Origin of the sequence: Halorientalis litorea (assembly GCF_023028225.1) — an archaeon.
Classification (GTDB): domain Archaea; phylum Halobacteriota; class Halobacteria; order Halobacteriales; family Haloarculaceae; genus Halorientalis; species Halorientalis litorea.
This window is the reverse complement of the sequence record NZ_CP095482.1, coordinates 2312913-2333282: the sequence shown is the minus strand read 5'-3', so window position 1 is coordinate 2333282 and position 20370 is coordinate 2312913. Positions and strand designations below refer to the sequence as shown.

At 66.0% G+C, this 20370-nt stretch carries 19 protein-coding genes; 8 read left to right on the top strand and 11 right to left on the bottom strand.

The window, feature by feature from the left end; all coding sequences use genetic code 11:
* Positions 1-29: 29 nt before the first annotated feature.
* The 3 genes from MUG95_RS12495 to MUG95_RS12485 form a co-directional block, all read right to left on the bottom strand.
* Positions 30-866: an aldo/keto reductase gene (locus MUG95_RS12495; RefSeq protein ID WP_372608175.1), complete on the bottom strand. Its 837-nt coding sequence runs from the start codon at positions 864-866 to the stop codon at positions 30-32.
* 72 nt (positions 867-938) lie between these two features.
* A complete protein-coding gene (locus MUG95_RS12490) occupies positions 939-1715 on the bottom strand; it encodes an AN1-type zinc finger domain-containing protein (protein WP_247008230.1) in 777 nt (258 codons plus the stop codon).
* Between the two features lie 67 nt (positions 1716-1782).
* Positions 1783-3015: a digeranylgeranylglycerophospholipid reductase gene (locus MUG95_RS12485; protein WP_247008228.1), complete on the bottom strand. Its 1233-nt coding sequence runs from the start codon at positions 3013-3015 to the stop codon at positions 1783-1785.
* A 142-nt stretch (positions 3016-3157) separates the two neighbouring features.
* Between MUG95_RS12485 and lipP1 the strand changes: the two genes are divergently transcribed.
* Both lipP1 and MUG95_RS12475 read left to right on the top strand, forming a co-directional pair.
* Positions 3158-4120: a LipP1 family hormone-sensitive lipase gene (gene lipP1 / locus MUG95_RS12480; RefSeq protein WP_247008226.1), complete on the top strand. Its 963-nt coding sequence runs from the start codon at positions 3158-3160 to the stop codon at positions 4118-4120.
* A gap of 31 nt (positions 4121-4151) precedes the next feature.
* Complete coding sequence (locus MUG95_RS12475; RefSeq protein ID WP_247008224.1) at positions 4152-4640, top strand: GNAT family N-acetyltransferase; 489 nt, start codon at positions 4152-4154, stop codon at positions 4638-4640.
* Positions 4641-4788: 148 nt separating this feature from the next.
* Here MUG95_RS12475 and MUG95_RS12470 read toward each other — a convergent pair whose 3' ends face one another.
* Both MUG95_RS12470 and MUG95_RS12465 read right to left on the bottom strand, forming a co-directional pair.
* Entirely contained in the window at positions 4789-5652 is an 864-nt protein-coding gene (locus MUG95_RS12470; RefSeq protein ID WP_247008222.1) for a 2-oxoacid:ferredoxin oxidoreductase subunit beta, read from the bottom strand.
* Complete coding sequence (locus MUG95_RS12465; RefSeq protein ID WP_247008220.1) at positions 5649-7415, bottom strand: 2-oxoacid:acceptor oxidoreductase subunit alpha; 1767 nt, start codon at positions 7413-7415, stop codon at positions 5649-5651. Before MUG95_RS12465 ends, MUG95_RS12470 begins: the two co-directional genes overlap by 4 nt.
* 144 nt (positions 7416-7559) lie before the next feature.
* On the opposite strand from MUG95_RS12465, the gene MUG95_RS12460 reads away from it, so the two are divergent.
* Positions 7560-8201 carry a ferredoxin--NADP reductase gene (locus tag MUG95_RS12460; protein WP_247008218.1) on the top strand — a complete coding sequence of 214 codons (642 nt, stop codon included), beginning with the start codon at positions 7560-7562 and terminating at the stop codon, positions 8199-8201.
* A 51-nt stretch (positions 8202-8252) separates the two neighbouring features.
* The gene (locus MUG95_RS12455; protein WP_247008216.1) at positions 8253-9206 is read left to right on the top strand and encodes an alpha/beta fold hydrolase; all 954 of its coding nucleotides are present in this window, start codon (positions 8253-8255) and stop codon (positions 9204-9206) included.
* Position 9207: 1 nt separating this feature from the next.
* On the opposite strand, the gene MUG95_RS12450 is transcribed toward MUG95_RS12455, so the two are convergent.
* Positions 9208-10533, bottom strand: a complete 1326-nt coding sequence (locus MUG95_RS12450; protein WP_247008214.1) for an adenylosuccinate synthase — start codon at positions 10531-10533, stop codon at positions 9208-9210.
* Positions 10534-10739: 206 nt separating this feature from the next.
* Between MUG95_RS12450 and MUG95_RS12445 the strand changes: the two genes are divergently transcribed.
* Positions 10740-11045, top strand: a complete 306-nt coding sequence (locus MUG95_RS12445) for a hypothetical protein (protein ID WP_247008212.1) — start codon at positions 10740-10742, stop codon at positions 11043-11045.
* A gap of 4 nt (positions 11046-11049) precedes the next feature.
* Here MUG95_RS12445 and MUG95_RS12440 read toward each other — a convergent pair whose 3' ends face one another.
* On the bottom strand, positions 11050-13494 hold the full coding sequence (locus MUG95_RS12440; RefSeq protein WP_247008210.1) for a DUF7527 domain-containing protein: 2445 nt from the start codon (positions 13492-13494) through the stop codon (positions 11050-11052).
* A gap of 85 nt (positions 13495-13579) precedes the next feature.
* Complete coding sequence (pan1, locus tag MUG95_RS12435; RefSeq protein WP_247008202.1) at positions 13580-14794, bottom strand: proteasome-activating nucleotidase Pan1; 1215 nt, start codon at positions 14792-14794, stop codon at positions 13580-13582.
* A gap of 177 nt (positions 14795-14971) precedes the next feature.
* On the opposite strand from pan1, the gene MUG95_RS12430 reads away from it, so the two are divergent.
* The 3 genes from MUG95_RS12430 to rad50 all read left to right on the top strand — a co-directional run bounded on the left by MUG95_RS12430 (position 14972) and on the right by rad50 (position 19237).
* Positions 14972-15244 (top strand): helix-turn-helix domain-containing protein, encoded by a 273-nt coding sequence (locus MUG95_RS12430; RefSeq protein ID WP_247008200.1) that lies wholly within the window; start codon positions 14972-14974, stop codon positions 15242-15244.
* A 100-nt stretch (positions 15245-15344) separates the two neighbouring features.
* Entirely contained in the window at positions 15345-16565 is a 1221-nt protein-coding gene (gene mre11, locus MUG95_RS12425; RefSeq protein WP_247008198.1) for a DNA double-strand break repair protein Mre11, read from the top strand.
* Positions 16562-19237 carry a DNA double-strand break repair ATPase Rad50 gene (rad50, locus tag MUG95_RS12420; RefSeq protein WP_247008196.1) on the top strand — a complete coding sequence of 892 codons (2676 nt, stop codon included), beginning with the start codon at positions 16562-16564 and terminating at the stop codon, positions 19235-19237. Before mre11 ends, rad50 begins: the two co-directional genes overlap by 4 nt.
* Positions 19238-19246: 9 nt before the next feature.
* Here rad50 and MUG95_RS12415 read toward each other — a convergent pair whose 3' ends face one another.
* The 3 genes from MUG95_RS12415 to MUG95_RS12405 are packed head-to-tail and all read right to left on the bottom strand — an operon-like array spanning position 19247 to position 20292.
* Positions 19247-19666, bottom strand: a complete 420-nt coding sequence (locus tag MUG95_RS12415) for a DUF7346 family protein (protein ID WP_247008194.1) — start codon at positions 19664-19666, stop codon at positions 19247-19249.
* Positions 19667-19710: 44 nt separating this feature from the next.
* Complete coding sequence (locus MUG95_RS12410) at positions 19711-20058, bottom strand: DUF7322 domain-containing protein (protein ID WP_247008192.1); 348 nt, start codon at positions 20056-20058, stop codon at positions 19711-19713.
* Between the two features lie 39 nt (positions 20059-20097).
* On the bottom strand, positions 20098-20292 hold the full coding sequence (locus tag MUG95_RS12405; RefSeq protein WP_247008190.1) for a DUF7331 family protein: 195 nt from the start codon (positions 20290-20292) through the stop codon (positions 20098-20100).
* Between the last annotated feature and the right edge of the window lie 78 nt (positions 20293-20370).

The window sequence follows — 20370 nt, the reverse complement described above, 5'->3', positions numbered from 1 at the left end:
GGCTCGCCCGTTCCGTCGGTGGGTTCCGGTCACCACGCGTCCGGTGCGAAGTCCGGGTGGACCTGCCGGTCCGTCTCGTCGATGGCGTCGATGGCGGCGATGTCGTCCTCTGAGAGGTCGAGCGACAGCGACGCCCAGTTGTCGCGGATGTGTGCCTCGCCCGTCGCCTTCGGGATGGCGGTCACGCCCTTCTCGCGAAGCCACGCGAGACTGACCTGTGCCGCGCTGGCGTCGTGTTTCTCGGCGATTGTGGTGATGGTGTCGTTGTCGAACACCCGACCGCGTGCCAGCGGCGAGTACGCCACCAGTTCGAGGCCGGTTTCGGCGGCGTACTCCCGCAACTCCTCCTGTGGGAGTAGCGGGTGGAGTTCGACCTGATTGGCGAATATCGGGATGTCGGTGTGGTCGCGCGCCGCCTCGATGTGCTCCGGTTCGAAGTTCGAGACGCCGAAGTGCTCGATTTTACCCTCGTCGTGTAGCTGCTCGAACGCCGCGAGCGTCCCCTCGGGGTCGTACTCGCGGGCGGGCCAGTGGATGTAGAGCAGGTCCAGACTGTCGACGCCGAGTTTGTCGAGACTCTCCTCGGTCGAGGAGAGCACGTCGTCGTGAGCGAGGCGCGAAATCCAGACCTTCGTGGCGAGGAACACGTCCTCGCGGTCCACGTCCGCCGCCGCGATGCCCTCGCCGACGGCGGCCTCGTTCCCGTAGGCCTGTGCGGTGTCGACGTGTCTGTAGCCCATCTCGAGGGCAGTCTGTACGCTCTCGGCGCACTGGCCGGGTTCGTCGTTTTGCCACGTTCCGAGGCCGAGCATCGGCATCCCGCTGGCACGCGGCGCGCTCTCGGTCCCGGTGTCCTGGTGAGACATCTCGAAAGACAGGACGAGTCCAGGGCTCAAAGGAATTGTGGACCTGCCGATGGCTCGCGGCCGAACGGGCGGCTACTCGTCCGGTACGTCCTCGCGGCGTCGTCGGAGCGTCGAGAGGTACTCCTCTATCTCGGGGATTCGGTCTGGGAAGGCGTCGGTGGCCATCTCACGGGCGCGTTCCGCCCGGTCGATAGCGCGGTCGTAGCGGTCGGCGGCGCGTTCGTGGTCGCCGTCGTCGGCCGCCTCGCGTGCCACCCCGGCCTCAGTCCGTGCCTCGTCCAAGAGTGTGGTCACCTCGTCGTCGGTCGTCTCCGAATCAGTGTCCGCGTCCGCGTCGCTGTCCGGACCGGAGTTACGAGCGCGCCGAACCGCGTACACCAAGACGGTCACGAACAGGAGGGGGTACCCCATGACGGCCGTGATGCCGAGGCCGACGAGCGGGAAGACGCCGAGGAAGACTGTCGCCGCCGTCGGGAAGTAGTACACGCGACTCGGCGTCCAAACCGGACCGTCCGGTCCCAACCGTTCGGCGTAGACGTGCGCCGCGAAGATGAACCACGAGAGCGGAACGACGACGACAGACAGCACGACCGGTATCGGCCACGGTATCTTTCGCCACCCGCGCGCGAGCGGTCGCATCGCGTCGTGAAACGGCGCGAGCGACTCTTCGACTGACGCCCAGAACGAGTCATCGGACGCCGACGCTGGCTCCGACGAGTCGTTGCCCCCTTCGGAAACACAATCGTGGTCGCCGGGAAGTCGGCAGTCCACGCAGAAGGCGTCCCCACAGTCACGACAGTTGTACGTGTTCTCCACCCGGTCCCCACAGGACGGACACGAAACGCTCATCTACCCGTTCAATGACCGTTTTCTCATTAGTAGCTTGGGGGAACTACGTCGGACCGGCCGTCGTCGGTCAACTCCCGACGTGTTGGCGGGCGAACTGTGCCAACATCGGGAGGTCCGAAAGGTGGAACATCTTCCGCATCGCCATCTTGTCGCCGTTGTTCACCCGGGCGAGGGTGTCGTCGTCGGCACGCTGGAGGTCACGCATCAGCCTGTCGTAGCGGTCGTTCGGCGCGAAGTAGAGGAGTCGCGTCATCAGCAGTCGGGTCCGCATCTTCGGTGCGACCCGGTCGTGCCACAGTTCGTCGTATATCGCCATCTCCTCGGCTGACGTGTCCGGGGTCGCCGGAGTGAGACACCGGTCCGCGGTGATGGCGGCGGCCCGTCCCGACTCCATGCACTTGTGGATGCCTTCGCCCCAGAGCGGGTCGATAGTCGGTACCGTGTCGCCGATGGCCATGAAGTTGGCCGTGCTCATGCTGTCCGGGGGCTGGATGTGGGCCGAGCCACGGTGTTGTTTCCCCGCGATGCGCTCGGCGTTCTCGAAGCGTGGGTCCCGCTCGAGCCAGTAGTCGAGGTAGCCGTCGATGGTCCGGTCGGCGGTGGCGTGTCGCCTGAACTCGTCGTTTTGAATGTAACAGAGGCCGACCTTCGCCGTGTCCGCGCCGGTGTGGAATATCCACGAGTAGCCGCCAGGCGCGAGTTCGTGGTCGAGACGGAGCATCATCGCGTCGGTCAGGTCGGCGTAGTCTGGGTGGTCCAAATCGACACCCTCGAACTCGTACTCGACGCCGATGGCCTGATTGCGGCGTTCGAGGTTGGCCACGCCGAGTTCCTGTGCCAGCGGCGCGGACGGGCCGGTGGCGTCGACCACGATGTCGCCGTATACCTGCTCGCCGCCGTTGTACTCGACGCCGACGATTTCACCACCCTCTAGCACTGGCCCCGACACGCGGGCGTCGAACCGGTACTGTGCGCCGGCCTCGCGGCCCGCGTCGACGAGCCACTGTTTGAAGTCGGCGAACTCCAACACCGCGCCGGCCATGTCGCGGACGAAGTGTTCGTTCGGCGATTCCAACACCACGCTATCGGTAAACTGCATCACCACGTCGTCCGGGACGTTGAACGACGCCATCATCGACGGGAACGTCCCGCCAGTCGACTTGTTGCTCTGGCGAGGGAACTCGTCTTCGGCCTCCGTCTCGAGGACGAGAACGTCGTACCCCCGCTCCGCCACGTCGCGGGCACATTGTGCGCCAGCGGGACCTGCACCGGCGACAACCACGTCGAACTGCTCGGTCATTGGACACTGATTACATTCCATCTCATAAAAAAAGAACGTATCAGCGACGGGCACGCCGATTCGTCGGAAGCCGCCCCCCTTTATCTCACGCCTCGCATCGATTGTGAAAGATTGAAACCGGAGTGTGTGCCAACAGTGGACAATGTTCGACGACCGACCAGTGCGGGGGGACCTCGACGACCACGTCGAGAACGTACTCGACTTGCTCAACGAGTACGATATCAGTCTCTCTGCGAGTACACCCGAGATGGCGCGACAACAGCTCGAAGTGCTGACAGACCTCTCCGGGACCGAACCGGAGGAGGTGGGGGCAGTCACCGACGTGGAGATTCCGGGCGACGCGCCCGACCAACCGGCGATTCCGGCCCGCGTCTACGAACCCACGGGGACCGGCCCGTTTCCGACCGTCGTGTACTACCCCGGCGGCGGGTTCGTCACCGGCAGCGTCGACACGCACGACAACCTCTGTCGCCTGCTCTGTAAGCGGGCCGAGGCCACCGTCGTCTCCGTCGAGTACCGCAAGGCACCGGAGGACCCGTGGCCCGCCGCACCGAAGGACGCCTACGTCGCCGCTCGGTGGGCACAGAGCAACGCCGAGGAGTACGGTGGCGACGGCGACACCCTCGTCCTCGCCGGTGACAGTGCCGGCGGGAACCTCTCGGCAGTCGTCTCGCTGATGGCCGTCGACCGGGGGATGCCCGACATCGACCGTCAACTGCTCCTGTACCCGGCGACGACGTACATGGACCCGATGCAGTCGCGCGCACAGAACGGCGACGGTTACTTCATCACGTCACACGACTTGCTCTGGTTCGCCGCCCAGTACATGGCCGACGAGTTCGACGCGCACAACCCGTGGGCGTTCCCGATGAACGCACGGCCGGAGTACCTCGCCGAGACGCCGCCGGCGTTCGTCATGACCTGTGGCTACGACCCGCTCCGCGACGAGGGACACGCCTACGCCGTCGAACTCGCCGAGGCCGGCGTCGACGTGGAGTACACCAACTACGAGTCGATGATTCACGGCTTCCTCAACATGGAGGGCATCGTCGACCGTGCCTACGACGGCATCGACGAGGTGGCCGAGCAGATTCACGAGGCCTGACCGTTTTGCCGGTCCGGCCGTTACCGTTCGTATGACCGGCCACGAGGGGGCGGTTTCGGTGGTGAGGAGTCGAGTCCCCGACGCCGCCCTCGACGTGCGGCGTGCGGTGTTCGTCGAGGGCCAAGGCGTCGCCGAGGAGCGCGAACTGGACGGCAAGGACGCCGAAGCGACGCACTTCCTCGCTCGTGAGGGCGACGACGTGGTGGGTACCGCCCGCCTGCGCGAACTCGGCGAGAGCGACGGCGACGCCCTCGTCGAACCCGACGCGGTGCTCGGGAACGGGACACCCGTGGGGAAAGTCGAGCGCGTGGCGGTCCGGGAGTCCCGCCGCGGCGAGGGGTGGGGACGGCGGCTGATGGCGGCTATCGAGGACGAGAGCCGCGAACGCGGCCACGCGGTGCTCGTGCTCCACGGGCAAACTCGCGTCGAAGGGTTCTACGAGCGACTCGGCTACGAGACGGTCAGCGACGTCTTCGCGGAGGCGGGGATGCCCCACGTCGAGATGGTCACACGGCTGTGAAGCGGCGCGTGGGCGGTACGGCGAGCATCCGCGCTCGCGGAGCGAGCGCGGTTCCCTCCACGCGAACGGAGTGAGCGTGGAGTGGTTTTTGGCCGAGCTTTTTGCGAGGTGGGTTCGCGGAGCGAACCCGCCGAAGTAAAAAGGTCGTTTAGTAGAACTCGCGAACGAGGTCCATCGCGCCCTCGGGCGCGCCGTCCGGGATGTCGGCCATGCTGTCGGTCAGGCCTTCGCGTTCGTCCCACGGTACCGAGCCCTCGTCCTGATAGATGACGCCCTGATACTCCTTGTCGGCGTCGAGGATGGCGGACTTGGCGTCGTCGTAGTCCGTCGGGTCGTGGTCCGTCTCGCTGAGGTCCACGATGGTGTCACGGAAGTAGTCGTAGGTGTCCACGTCGTTGAACGTGACACAGGGCGAGTAGACGTTGACGAAGCCGAAGCCGTCGTGTTCGATGGCCTTCTTAACGATTTCGGTGTGCCGTTGGGAGTCCGAACTGAACGACTGGGCGATGAACGTCCCGCCCGCCGCGAGCGCGAGCGCGAGGGGGTTGACCGGGGGCTGTTTCGGTCCCTCCGGGGACGTCGACGTCTCGAAGTCCTCGCGCGAGGTGGGCGAGGCCTGTCCCTTCGTCAGGCCGTAGATGCGGTTGTCCATGACGATGTAGGACATGTCCACGTTCCGGCGGACGGCGTGGATGAAGTGACCCGCACCGATGGAGTAGCCGTCGCCGTCGCCGCCAGCGACCATCACTTCGAGGTTCGGGTTGGCTAGTTTCACGCCCATGCCCACGGGCAGTGCGCGGCCGTGAACGCCGTGGAGCGCGTAGCTGTGCATGTATGTGCCGATTTTCCCGGAACAGCCGATGCCGGCGACGACGAACGTGTTGTCCGGGTCGTTCCCGGTGGTCGCCAGTGCCTTCATCATGCCGTTCATCGTCCCGAAGTCGCCACAGCCGGGACACCACGTCGGTTGCTTGTCGGATTTGAAGTCGGTGAATCGTACGTCTGAGCTCATGTGTGTGCCTCCGCGGGTGCCGCGAGTTTCTCCTCGATTGCCTCTGCGAGTTCGTCGGCCTTGAATCGCACGCCGTCATACTTGTTGACACGCTTCACGCGTGTCAGCGCGTCGTGTTCGACGACGTCCGCGAACTGTCCGGTCGCGTTACACTCGACCACGATTACCTCGTCTGCCGCTTCTATCTCCTCGGATAAGTCCGGCCGGGGGAACAGATACGGTACCGAGATGAAGCGCACGTCCGTCCCGGACTCGTCCAAGAATTCGAGGGCTTCCCGCATCGCGCCCTCGTTCGAGCCCCACGAGAGGACGAGGTTGTCGGAGTCGGGGTCACCGAACTCGCGGTAGTCCCACTCCTCCTCCTCGCGGGCCGTCTCGACCTTCCGCTGGCGTTTGTCCACCTGCTCGACGCGTACCTCGGTGTCCTCCGTCCGCCGACCGAGCGCGTCGTGTTCGAGGCCGGTCGTCATGTGGGCACCGCCCTCGACGCCGGGGAACGCCCGGGGGCTGACGCCGTCGGCCGCCGGGAAGTGGGGCTGGAACTGACCCTGTTCGTTCTGCCAGCCGTCGATGTGGTCCTCGTCGACGACTTTGCCGCGGTCGATTTCCACCTCGTCCATGTCGAACGTCTCGGGCGGGAACGTCTGTTCCGTCACGGCCAGCGCGAGGTCCGCGACGAGGAACACCGGCGTCTGGTACTTCTCGGCGTAGTTGAACGCCTCGACCGTCTTCCAGAAACACTCCGCGACGGTTGTCGGCGCGACGACGAACCGCGGAATCTCGCCGTGGCCGCCGTACAGCATCTGGTTCAAGTCGCCCTGTTCCTGCTTGGTCGGCATCCCCGTCGAGGGACCCGAGCGCATCACGTCACAGATGACCATCGGCGTCTCGCTGGTCGCCACGAGGCCGAACGTCTCGGTCATCAGGTCGATACCGGGACCGGAGGTTGCGGTCATCGAGCGCGCGCCCGCCCGTGCCGCGCCCAGCGCGAGGTTGATCGCCGCGAGTTCGTCCTCCGCTTGGACGACTTTGCCGCCGAACGATTCGAGACGGCCGGTCAAATACTCCATCACGTCCGTCGCGGGGGTGATGGGGTAGCCGGCGTAGAACCGACAGCCGGCGGCGATGGCACCCATCCCGATGGCCTCGTCGCCGTTCAGGAGGACATAGTCGTTGTCGGTCGTCTCCAGCGAGTAGTCGAAGTCCGTGTCCGCGAACTCCTCGGCGACGTACTCCTGTCCGAGACGGGCGGCCTTCTTGTTGTTCTCGACGATGGCCTGTCCCTTGTCGGAAAAGCGCTTCTCGAGGGACTCGTCTAAGTTCTCGATGGGGAACTCCGCCACCTCGCAGGCCGCACCGAGGGCGACGACGTTGCGCATGATGGCACCGCCGGCGTCCTCGGCCAGCGACTTCAGGGGGACGTCGAGTCCGACCATCCCTTCGGGTATCTCGACGTCCTGCATCGTGGTCCGCTCGCCATCGTAGATGATGACACTCCCCTCGTGCAGTTCGTCGGTGTTTTCGTGAATCGTGCGCTCGGTCAACGCGATGAGTACGTCGAGGCTGTCGACGACACTCTCGACGCGGTCGACCGAGGTCCGTATCTTGTAGGCCGTGTATCCACCACGGATACGCGACGCGAAGTCCTTCGACGTGAAGACGTGGCGACCGGCACGGGAGAGAGCCTGCGCGAAAATCTTGCCCGTGGAGTCGATCCCGTCGCCAGCTTCGCCGCCGATGGCCCAGTTGAGGTCCTCGGGCATACTACCACCCGAGTACCAACCCGCGGAGCAAAAACCCTTCGCAACCACACCTCTGTTTCTGTGAGAATCGCCCGAAAGAACGTTACAAATACCGTTCTGACAGGAACGAAAGCCCCTTGCTTGGTGGGGAGTGACAGCACCAATATGGAAGACGCTACCGTCACCGTCGCCGACATCGAGTCCGTCGGTGCCGACGCCGTCGCCATCGCCATCGAGTCACCCGAGACGTTCGACGCTCGCCCCGGTCAGTTCGTCAAGTTGGGTGCCGTCGTCGACGGCGAGGAACACAACCGCTTTTACACTATCTCCTCGCCCGACACTGCCGACCGATTCGAGGTGACGGTCGAAATCGACCCCGAGGGCGAACTCGGCCCGTACCTCGACGCGCTCGAACCCGGCGACACGCTCACGATGTCCGGCCCGTACGGCAACGCCTACTACGAGGACGAACCGCGCGTCGTCGTCCTCGCGGGCGGCCCCGGCGTCGGCCCGGCCATCGGCATCGCTCGCCGCGCGCTGGCCGACGGCAACGAGGCCGCCGTCGTCTACCGCGACGGCGCCCCCATCCACGGGGCGGCACTGGACGACATCGAAGCGGCGGGCGCGACGGTCCACGTTCTCGATAGCGACGCGGACATGACCGACGCCGTGCGTGACGTGCTGGCCGGGACGGACGACGAGCAGGTGTTCGTCTACGGGTTCGCGGACTTCCTCGATTCGGCCACCGCGGCCGTCGAGGCGGCCGGGGGGGACTCCGACCGAGCGAAAGTCGAGAACTTCGGCTGAGGCCGCCGCCGGTGGGTCGGCTATTTGATCCCGGGCGGGAACGGACCACGCATGGGAAGACTCACCGACGCACTCGTCGACCGGGTGGCCCCCACGCCGGAGTGGGAGGACGCCATCGTCGCCGACGACCCCACGCTCGAACTCGCACGGGACGTGATGGAGAACCCCGAGACTGTCACGCTCCGGGACGGGCGACAGCTGGGCTACGCCGACGTCGGTGACCCCGACGGCACGCCGCTCGTCGTGTTCCACGGGTTCCCCAACTCGCGAGTCTTCGGCGTGGTGTTCGACGCCATCGGTCGCGAACAGGGCGTCCGAATCCTCGCACCCGACCGCCCGGGGTTCGGTGTCTCGGACCCCGACCCCGACCGCAGACTCCTCGACTGGCCGACGGACCTCGCGGACTTCCTCGACGGACTCGGCCTCGACAGCAGTCCCGTCCTCGGCGTCTCCGGCGGTGGACCGTACGCGGCGGCTTCGGCGGCACTGCTCCCGGAACGCGTCGACCACGCGGGCATCGCGTCCGGTCTCGGGCCGATGGCGGCCGTCGGCGTCCGTGACCGGCTCTGGTACTACACGGCCCGCGGTGCGGGACCGCTGACGAAACTGCTGCTGTGGGCGGCCGGTCGGCAGGCACTCGTGGACCGCGATGCCTTCCTCCAGTCCCTCGCCGAGAGCCGGTCCGACGCCGACGCCGCCCTCTGGACCGGACCGGTCGGGAAAGTCACACACGCGAGCATGGTCGAGGCACGCCGCCACCACGGTCTCGCCCCGCTCGTCACCGAGACGGCACTGTTCGGCCGGCCGTGGGGGATCGACCTCTCGGCCATCGAGGTGCCCGTGACGCTCTGGTACGGCGGTGCGGATACCGTCGTCCCACCGGCGATGGGGCGGTATCTGGCCGACCGGATTCCGACCGCGACGGAACACTACGGCCCGGACCTCGGACACCTCTCGGCGTTCGTCGAGAACGAGCGAGAAATCGTCGAGACGCTGACTGCCTGACTCAGAACGGCCGGTCGAGAACGATGGTCTCGTCCCGGCCCGGGCCGATGCCGACGGCGTACACCGGTGTGTCGAGTTCGTCGCTGATGTAGTCGAGGTACGCCTGTGCGTTGTCCGGGAGCGCGTCGTAGCCGTCGGCGGCGACCGCTTCCCAGTCGGCGTCGGGCCAGCCATCGAACGTCCGGTAGGTCGGGTCACAGTCGCCCCACCGCTCCGTCGTCGGGGGCATCGTCTCCGTCTCCTCGCCGTCGAGCGTGTAGGTGTGCCCGACCTTCACCTCGTCTAGCCCGCCGAGTACGTCGAGGTGGTTGACGGCGATGCCGGTGAACCCGCTGGTGCGGGCGGCGTGGCGGAGCATCGGCATGTCGAGCCACCCGACTCGTCGCGGACGGCCGGTGACGGTACCGTACTCGCCGCCCTCCTCGCGGATGTACTCGGCGAGGTCCTCGCTCTCGTCGTCGCCTTTCAGTTCCGTCGGGAGCGGCCCGGTCCCGACCCGGGAGAGGTAGGCCTTGACGATGCCGATAATCTCGCCCTGCCCGATGGTTGTTGGGCCGACGCCGGTGCCGGTACAGGCCCCGCCGGCGGTGGGGTTCGAGGAGGTGACGTAGGGGTAGATACCGTGGTCGATGTCGATAGAGGTCCCCTGCGCGCCCTCGAACATCACGTTGTCACCGGCCTCGACGTGGTCGGTCAGGAACTCCCCGGCGTTGACCGTCATGTCGTTCTCGCGGAGGCGGCGGCCGTACTCGCTGAACTCCTCGTGGAGGGCGTCGATGTCGAACTCCTCGCCGGCCTCCATGCCGTACACGTCCTCGACGAGTGCCCGCTTCTGCGGGACGACGTACTCCAGTCGGTCACGGAGGGTCTCCGGGTCCAGCAGGTCACCGATGCGGACGCCGCGGCGGCCGGCCTTGTCCTCGTACGTTGGGCCGATGCCGCGGCCGGTCGTTCCGGCGTCGAGGTCGGAGTCGCTCTTCGCTTCCTCTTCGATGCCGTCCAGTACGCGGTGGTACGGGAGAATGGCGTGGGCGCGCTGGGCGACGCGAACGTCGGGGTCGAGGCCGCGTTCGCGGAGCGTGTCGATTTCGTCGAACAGCGTCCGTGGGTTGACGACACAGCCGTTCCCGAGGACGCCGACCTTGCCGCGGATAGCACCGCTGGGGACGAGCGAGAGTTTGTACTCCTCGCCCCCTTCGACGACGGTGTGGCCCGCGTTGTCGCCACCCTGATACCGGGCAACGACGTCGGCGGCATCGCCATAGAGGTCGACGATGCCCCCTTTGCCCTCGTCGCCGAGTTGCGACCCAACGATAGTTACGGTCATCACCGGGGATTGCGCACACCCCGATAAACCGATTACGGTCCCCTCACAATTCCTTCCCGTCGGACGGGACGAAACACGACCCGTTGGCGTGTGTTGGCACCACAAAGCCTTTGTTTCGTGGCCGGGGAGCCAACATAACGCGGTCTCTCTTTAAATACCGCCCGACAGCAACCTTTAAAACCCGCGAACACAAGTTAACAATTGCCATGATAGACAGGCTTGAGAAGGAAGTAGACATGCTCGAACGCCATCTGCAGGTACTGCGGATGGTCATCGAGAACGAGCCTATCGGCATCGTCAAGATGTCGAACGAGACCGGCTACCCACATCACAAAGTCCGTTACTCTCTCCGCGTTCTCGAAGAGGAGAACCTCATCGAGCCGTCGAGTCAGGGTGCGATTACGACGGAGCAGACCTCCGAGTTCGTCGACGACCTCGACGAGAAGATAGACCACATCATCGAGAAACTCGAAGCGATGAAAATCGAAGACGTTGCGGAGATAGAGGGCTGACGAGTCAGATTTCCGGCACTGAGAGATTGAATTTCTGTCCGCGGGCCTCGACTAGACAGAGGTGGAAGCCGTCTTTTCTCGACAGACGCACGTAGCTTTCCCGACTGTCCCGACTGAGCAACCCGCCACCCGTCGCGGCCGACGCCGCTTCCATGGCGTCCGGTTCGAAGAAACTCGACGTGACGAGGAACCCGCCGGCGAGCGAGCCCTTGGACTCGCCGACGCGCTGTGCGGCCGCGATGAGTGACTCCATCATGTCGCCGGTCGCCGGGTCGCGCGACTCGTTCATGTTCGCCACCGCCAGGGGGTTGCCCATCCGGTCGCGCAACACCACGTCGAACCGCTCCTGACTCCGGTGGGTCTCGCCGTCTTCCTGATACTGCACCGAGATGGTGCCGTTCAGTTCCGCCCGGTCGAGACGAGGGAGTGCGTCGTAGATGTCCTTGAGTGCCCCCTCGTGGCCCGTGTCCCGGATTTCGTACGGGAGGACGCGCGCAACCCACTCCACGAAGCGGTACTGGATGGTGTCGGTGAGGAACGCCTCGAACGGTTCGCCGTCGACTTCCACCGCGTCGGCGTCGAACTGCGTGTGATACTGGAGTTCGAGGTTGTCGTTGACCGCGCCGGCCTCCGCGCGGCCGTCGTGGGCGGCTTCGAGCGTGGCTTCGCCCTTGGATTTGTAGCGGACGAACAGGTTCGTCTCGTCGATAGCCTCACCGGGACTCAGCCGTTGGCGGTCGACGACCGAGTCGCCACCGTCGTCGGTGCGAAGTTCGTCTATCCGACGTTCCAGCGACTCGACCTGTGCTTCGAGCTCGTCGCGTTCCTCCCGCACCGCCGCCAGTTCCGACTGGAGTTCGTCGCGTTCGCCTTCGACGGTCTCCAGTTCGGACTCCAGCCGCTCGATTTCGTCCTCGCGCTCGTCGAGTTCGGCTTCGAGTCGCTCGATGTCCGCAGGTGGCTCGGACCCGCGTGACACGCCGCCCTGTGGCTGTTCTGTCGATTCGTGCTGTGGCGTCTCCGCCCGCTCCGCCGGAGGTTGGTCGCCCTGTGGGTCACGCGAACGCCGACCGGTCGCCTGGCCGCCGGTATCGTGTTCGCCACGCGCGTCGTCGCTTCGCTGTGTCGATGGCTGTCGGGCGGGTGTCGAGTCGGCCTGTGTCTCTCCGCCGACGCCACCGGCACCCGCCGACGGGTCGTCGTCGGCGAGGCTCGTCCGGTCGGGGTCGAGCGACGGTATCGAGCGCGTTTCGAGGTCGGAGACACCGCTGCCACCGGCCGGTCCGCCACCGCGGGACCCCCCTCGGCTCTCGCCACCCCTGGTCGGTGATTGTGGCCCCCCGGCGCGTCCGTTCGCGGGACTTTCGTTTCGACCGGTCGACCGCGCCTCGCCGGGTTGTCGGCCGCTGTCCGACTGCTCGCGGCGACGCTCGGACCCGGTGTCCGACGCAGCGTGACCCCGGCGGGATGCCGACGTGTCGGCGTCACCTGTCCGCTCGCGTCCGGTGTCGGTCCGAGAGTCGTCCGCATCGCGGGCCTCCTCGCGTTGCTGGTCGTCCACGTCCCGGTTCGTCTCGCGCTGTCGGGCATCCGCCCCCTGGGTCGCCGTGGACTGCTCGTCGACCTCTCGGCTGGGTGGCTGTGTCTCGCTGTCCGAGTCGTCTGCGGTACTGATAGGCTCGGTGTTCGACCCGCGGTCGCTCGACTGGCCCGTGTCTCCCGGGTGCGGGCGGTCGGGGGTAGCGTCTCCCCCGGCGTCGTCGTCTGCCGTCTCCGCCTCCGTCGGGGGCGCGGAAGGCGCGTCGTCGGAACCGGACTCCGCTGGCTGTGACTGGCCGGCATCGGTCTCCGAATCAGCCGCCGTCCCCGCGGCCGCCGCGGTCCCACCCGTCTCGTCGGCGGGCTCTTCGGGTTCGGGAATCTCGACGATGTCGATGTCGACCTGATACACTTTGTAGATGCCAACCTCGTCGTTGGCCTTCTCGAAGGCCTCGTCGTCGGTGAGGAGTTCCCCGTGCGCGCCGACGAAGGCGACGCTCATCGACTGGCCTGCGTGGTACACTTGGTAGTAGTCGCCACTGAGGACGTTCTCGGAGAGTTCGACGTAGCCGGTGAAGTTGCCGTCCGCGAGCGTGCGGTCGACCTCTTCGAGCGGCGTGTCCTCGGTGTAGTACTGGGCGCGAACCTCGTCGCCCCGCGCCTGCATGACGGCGAGCAGCGGGAGTGCCGGCGAGGGTGCTCTGTAGGCAGGGCCCGAGGCGTCCTCGAAGTCCTCGATGTCGCCGTCGAGAACCCCCACGACTTTGCCCTTCGTCATACACAGCCGCGTCGGTCCTGCCGTGACGATGCCCGAGAAACCGTCAGCTGACAGGTCGTGCAGACCACGGTAGCCGCCCGAGAACGAGCGGGAGTCCCAGCCGTCGACCTGCTCGACCGCGCGTGTCGTCATTGTCACCACCAAGTCCCATGCGAGGCAAATACTTTGCGGGGCACTAACTCGGTGGCGACGGCGAGGAGAGAAGCGAGACGGAACGCTACGCGAACGTCACCGACACGTCGTCGGTTTCGTCCGCGTCCTGCTGGATTTTCTCCCACGCGTTCTCGAAGTCGGCCATCCTGACCTCGGTGCGGTCGTCGCGGATGGCGAACATCCCGGCTTCCGTCGAGATTGCCTTCACGTCGGCCCCCGACGCCTCCTCGGCCATCTCGGCGAGTGCCGCGTAGTCCACGTCGTCGGCGACGTTCATGTCACGCGTGTGAATCTCGAATATCTGCTCGCGGCCCCCGATATCGGGCTTGGGGACTTCGATGAGGCGGTCGAACCGGCCGGGGCGCAGAATCGCGCGGTCGAGCATGTCGAAGCGGTTGGTGGCGGCGATGATGCGAATCTCGCCGCGGTCCTCGAAGCCGTCCATCTCGCTGAGCAGTTGCATCATCGTCCGCTGGACCTCCGCGTCCCCGCTGGTCTTGGACTCGGTCCGCTTGGCCGCGATGGCGTCTATCTCGTCGATGAAGAGGACGGCCGGTTCGTGCTGGCTGGCCAACTCGAAGAGGTCACGGACGAGTTTCGCGCCCTCGCCGATGAACTTGTGGACTAGCTCCGAGCCGGCCATCTTGATGAACGTGGCGTCGGTCTGGTTAGCGACGGCCTTTGCCAGCATCGTCTTGCCCGTCCCCGGCGGCCCGTGCAGGAGCACCCCGCTCGGCGGGTCGATGCCCACGTCGTCGAACATCTCGGGGCTCTTGAGGGGCATCTCGACGGTTTCGCGGACCTCGTCCATCTGCTCCTCGATGCCGCCGATGTCCTGATAGGTCACGTCGGGGCTCTGTTCGACCTGCATGACGCGAGCGCGCACGTCCGTCTCGTCGTCCAGCGACTTCACGATGGACAGCGAGTTGTTGACGGCGACGCGGCTGTCCGGTTCGAGGTCCGCGCGCATCTCGTCGGTGACCTCGGTGAGAGCTTCCTGATTGTTCCCGTGCTGTTTGATGATGACGCCCTCGTCGGTTATCTCTTGGACTGTGGCGACGAACAGCGGGGACTGCTTGAGCTTCTTGTTCTCGTGCGTCAGCCGTTCGAGTTTCTGCTGGTACTTGTTGTTCTCGGCGTTGGCGTCCAGCAGTTTGTCCCGCATCTCCTCGTTCTGCGACTCCAGCACTTCCAACTGCTCCTGGAGCGCGTTGATCTTCTCCTGTTGAGACGCGTCCCCGTCGTACGGGAGTTCGACGTCGTCCACAGTGTCAGTCATTGCCCGCACTAGCAGATGTAGTAATAAGAGGTTTCGGGTAGCCACAGCCACCGAAGCGGCGGCGTTTGCCGGTGATTTCGGGCAGCGTATCTTACCGGGGAGCCCCACGGTGGTATTCTCTTTAGTAATAAAGTAGAACAAGAAATATTATTAGCCTGTATCCGCAAGGATAGGCACATGAGTGTCTCGGAGTCCACACAAGGAGACGCGGAACAGGGTGACTGGGACGACGTGCGCGACCTACCGCCGAGCGCGAAACTCGTGGCGAAGACGCTCGAATACAACGACACGCTGACCCAGAGTCAGTTGGCCGAGGAGACGCTCCTCCCACCTCGGACGGTCCGGTACGCGTTGAACCGACTCGAAGAGGTCGGCGTCGTCGACTCGCGGTTTTCCTTCTCCGACGCCCGCAAGCGCGTCTACGCGCTGACCATCGAGGAAGCGGCCTGAACGACCCGTAACCGCACGCACACCGGTCCTGCCCCGCCGTCGTTCACTTTCACCTCGGTCGCGGAACCACTATACACCGGGGTTCCCAACCACAGGTCAAATGACGCGGGTGTTGCACACCGGCGATACGCATCTGGGCTACCAGCAGTACCACCGCCCGGAGCGTCGCGAGGACTTCCTCGACGCTTTCCGACAGGTCGCCACCGACGCCATCGAGGACGATGTCGACGCCGTCGTCCACGCCGGGGACCTGTTCCACGACCGACGCCCCGCACTCCCGGACATTCTCGGGACGCTGTCGGTCCTTCGGACGCTCGCCGACGCGGATGTACCCTTCCTCGCCATCGTCGGGAACCACGAGACGAAACGCGACGCACAGTGGCTCGACCTGTTCGAGTCCCTCGGCCTCGCCACTAGACTCGGTGCCGAACCGGCGACCGTCGGGAACACGGCCTTCTACGGACTCGACTTCGTTCCCCGGTCGAAGCGGGCCGACCTCGACTACGACTTCGCGGGCCACGACGCCGACCACGCCGCGCTGGTCGCACACGGCCTCTTCGAACCGTTCGACTTCGCCGACTGGGACACCGAACGCCTCCTCGAAGCGTCGTCCGTCGACTTCGACGCGCTCCTGCTCGGCGACAACCACGCGCCCGATACAGTGGAGATGGACGGCACGTGGGTCACCTACTGCGGGTCCACCGAGCGGGCGAGCGCGGACGAGCGCGACGAGCGAGGGTACAACATCGTCGAGTTCGAGGAGGAGGTGTCCATCCGACGACGTGGCCTGCCGACCCGTGAGTTCGTCTTCGTCGACGTGGAACTGGGCGAGGGGGAAGGCGTCGAGCGCGTCCGGGAACAGGTCGGACAGTACGACCTCGAAGACGCGGTGGTCGTCGTCCACGTCGAGGGCGACGGCGACCCGGTGTCGCCCGCCCGCATCGAGGAGTACGCCGACGAGGCAGGCGCGCTAGTCGCTCGCGTCACCGACCACCGGGAGGTGGCCGACACCGAAGACGTTGAGGTGAGTTTCGCCGACCCGGACGATGCCGTCCGCGAGCGCGTGCGCGAACTCGAACTGAGTGACGCCGCCCGCGACATCGACGAGACGGTCCGGGCGAGCAAGACGCCAGACTCGAAGGTGACCGAGGCGGTGGAACGCCGCGTCCGGGAGCGACTCGACGGCGGCGAGGGGGTCGCCACCGACGGTGCCGATGCGGAGACGGACGGAACGGACGACGGGGCGGCGGCCACCGGCGAGGAAAGCGACGGTTCGGCCGAGGACGGCGACGGACAGGTAACCATGGGTGAGTACGAATGAAATTCGAGCGGATTCGGCTGGAGAACTTCAAGTGCTACGACGACGCCGACTTGCGGCTGGACGAGGGCGTGACCGTCATCCACGGGTTGAACGGGAGCGGGAAGTCCTCACTGTTGGAGGCGTGTTTCTTCGCACTCTACGGGTCGACGGCACTCGACAGCACGCTCGACGAGGTGGTGACCATCGGCGCGGAGGAGGCAACCGTCGAACTCTGGTTCGCCCACGGCGGCGAGTCCTACCACGTCGAGCGTCGGATTCGCGTCAGCGGCGACAGTGCCTCCAACTGGAAGTGCGTCCTCGAAACCCCCGGGGGAACGTACGAAGGCGCGCGCGACGTTCGGGAACACGTCACCGAACTACTCCGGATGGACGCCGAGGCGTTCGTCAACTGCGCGTACGTCCGACAGGGCGAGGTGAACAAACTCATCAACGCCTCGCCGGGCGACCGGCAGGACATGATAGACGACTTGCTCCAACTCGGGAAACTCGAAGCGTACCGCGAGCGCGCGAGTAAGGCCCGGCTCGGCGTCAAACACGTCCGAGATGGCAAGCGCGAACTGCTCGAAGACAGGGAGACGGAGATAGAACGCCGGGAGGAGAAGGACCTCCACGGGACCCTGAACAGTCTCGAATCGCGGCTCACCGAAGTCGAGGCGGAGATAGACCGCTACGAGGAGAACCGCGAGGAGGCCGTCCAGACCCGCGAGGAGGCCCAGTCGATACTCGACGAGTACGAACAGCGGCGTGAGGAACTCGAAGACCTGCGCGAGCGCGTCACCGACTTGCGCGAGGAAATCGAGGCGACGGAACGCGAGCGCGACGAGTTGGCCGACCGCATCCGGAACCTGAACGACGAGGTCGACGACGTGCGCGACCGCCGCGAGACTCTCCTCGCGGAGACGGACCTCTCGGACCCGGACAGGGAGGCAGTCGAGGAGCGTCTGACGGCGATAGACGAGCGAATCGAAGACCTACGCGAAGACATCGAGGACCACCGCCTCGCCGTCCAGAACCACGAGCGCGAGGCCGAGAGTCTCCGCGAGGACGCCGCCGACCGCGAACAGCGGGCGACCGAGAAGCGGGACCGGGCCGACGAACTGGAGCGTGACCTCGACGCGACCCGGGAGAAACTGGCCGACCGCCGGGAGAAACTGGCGACGCTGGACGAGCAAATCGAGGCGGCAGAAGAGACGTTCGCGGACGCGCCAGTCGACCCGGACGCAGCCGAGGACCACTGGGACGAACTGGCCGAGGAGGTGAACGAACAGCGCGAACGCGAGGCCGAACTGGAGACGGAACTGAAAAACGCCGAAGCGTCCCTAGAGGAGGCGGAGGAACTGCTCGACGCCGGGAAGTGTCCCGAGTGCGGGCAACCGGTCGAGGACTCGCCACACGTCGCGGCCATCGACGAGTACCGCGAGCGCGTCGCCGACTGCAAGGACGAACTCGTGGACGTACGAAGCGAGCGCGAGCGGCTGGAGGAGGAACTGGACCGCGCGAACGACCTCGTAGACGCGGCGAACGACCTCCAGCAACTCCGGTCGAACCGGGAGAACATCGCACAACTGGTCGAAGAGCAGTCCGAGGGCGTCGCGGAGACAGAGACCCAGATAGCGGAGGCGCGCGAGGCGGCCGAGGAACTCGACGCCGAGGCCGCCGAGAAGCGGGAGGCGGCGGCGGAGGCCGAGACGACAGCCGATGAGCGACGCGAGGCACTCGCCGAGGCCGAGACCGAACGCGAGAACGCGGTCGACCGGCGCGACCGTCTCGAATCGGTCGTCGAGACGTTCGAGCGCGAGAGCGACATCGAGGCCGACGTGGCGCGACTGCGCGAGCAGCGCGAGAACAAAGCCGACCTCAACGACGAACGCCGCGACCGGCTGGCGGACATGCGTGACCGGGAGGAAGACCTCGAAGCCGAGTTCGACGAGTCGGCCATCGAGACAGCCCGCAACGAGCGCGAGCGGGCAACGGACTACATCGAGAAGGTCGACCCGAAACTGGACGAACTGCGCGAGGAGCGCGACGACCTGACCGGTCGTATCGGGGGTGTGAAAAACGAAATCGAAGCGTTGGAGAACCTCCGAGAACAGCGCGACGACCTCGCGGCGACGGTCGACCGCCTCGACACGCTGTACGAGGAAGCCGAGCAGTTACAGGAGATGTACGGGCAACTCCGGGCGGAACTGCGCCAGCGCAACGTCGAGAGCCTCGAACGGATGCTCAACGAGACGTTCGACTTGGTCTACCAGAACGACTCCTACTCGCGTATCGAACTCGACGGGGAGTACGAACTGACGGTCTACCAGAAAGACGGCGGACCGCTCGACCCCGAACAACTCTCGGGCGGCGAGCGCGCGCTGTTCAACTTGAGCCTCCGGTGTGCAATCTATCGCCTGCTCGCGGAGGGCATCGAGGGCGCGGCACCGACCCCGCCGCTCATCCTCGACGAACCGACCGTCTTCCTCGACTCGGGGCACGTCTCACAACTCGTCGAACTCATCGACTCCATGCGCGAGTTGGGCGTCGAGCAGATCGTCGTCGTCAGTCACGACGAGGAGTTGGTCGGCGTGGCCGACGACCTCGTGACCGTCAGGAAGGACGCGACGACGAACCGCTCGACGGTGACCCGCGCGGACGCCGACATCGACGCACTGCCCGCGCTCGATTAGCGGGGCGCGCTACCGGAGACGGGCGAGCGCGTCGGTCGCCATTTCGGTCGTCTCGTAGCCCCGCTCCCCGGCGACGGTCGCCTCGGCGAGCAGTCCGGCGGCGCGGAACTCCGCGAGCAGTCCGTGCAGGTCACTCTCACAGAGGTCGTACCGGTCGAGGAGCGTCCGCACCGGGAGCGGGCCGTCCGCGTCGACGTCCAGCAAGAGGCCGAGCGAGCGGTCGTCGGGTGCGGCGGTGACGACGGCACGGACGGACTCGGGGACGCCTCGGGCGGCGGTCACGAGGGGCGACTCCCCCTCGACGGGTTCGAGCCTGTCGTTGGGGAGGTACTGCTCCTCACCGGTCTCGGGGTCACGGACACGGGCGGAGTCGCCCGACCGCTTCAGCAAGAGATAGTGCGTGCCGGATTCGTCGCGGACGCTACGCATACCCGTCCGTAGCCGGTCGAGCGGGTTAGCCGTTGTGTTGCGAGTCACCGAGCGGGGTCGTGTCGTCGGTAGCCGAGATAGCCGTGAATCAAGAAGGCGATGCCGACGAGGAAGACGAACCCGCCGGCGACCCACTCGCCGCGAAAGAACGCCAGCATCGGGCCGAGCGAGAGGGCGAGTAACGCGACGTTGAAGATAGCGACGAGTTTCCAGAAGGCGCGCACGAGGTCCGCGGACACCTCGTTCTCCGAGGGGTCAGGGGCGTCCGGGACCGACACCTCCGGGACGTCGGGGCCGATGTCCGCCAACGGGTCCATCTCCTCGGACGCCCCGGGGTCGTCGGGTTCGTCGGGCCACGGGTCCTCGGGGCCCCCGGCGTCGGAACTGGTCACTGTCGGGGGTCGGGCGACCGGCGAGAAAAACCTTCCGCGCTACGCCGCGTCTTCGAGTGTGACCGCTCGGGTCGTCTGTACCCACGCGAGGGGGTTCTCCGCGTCGTAGAGGACGACACCGTCGTCGGTCTCGTAGGCTTCTATCGTCTCGACACCGTCCGGGTCGCCGGCCCCCGCCCGTGGTTCCATCGCGCTGTCCGACTCCGACCGACGTTCGCGTGCGCGGTCCGTCATATGGTCTTCACACCATGGTAATAGTACACACAGTATATACCTTGTGGGAGTGTCAAAGCTACGACCGGGCGGCCGACC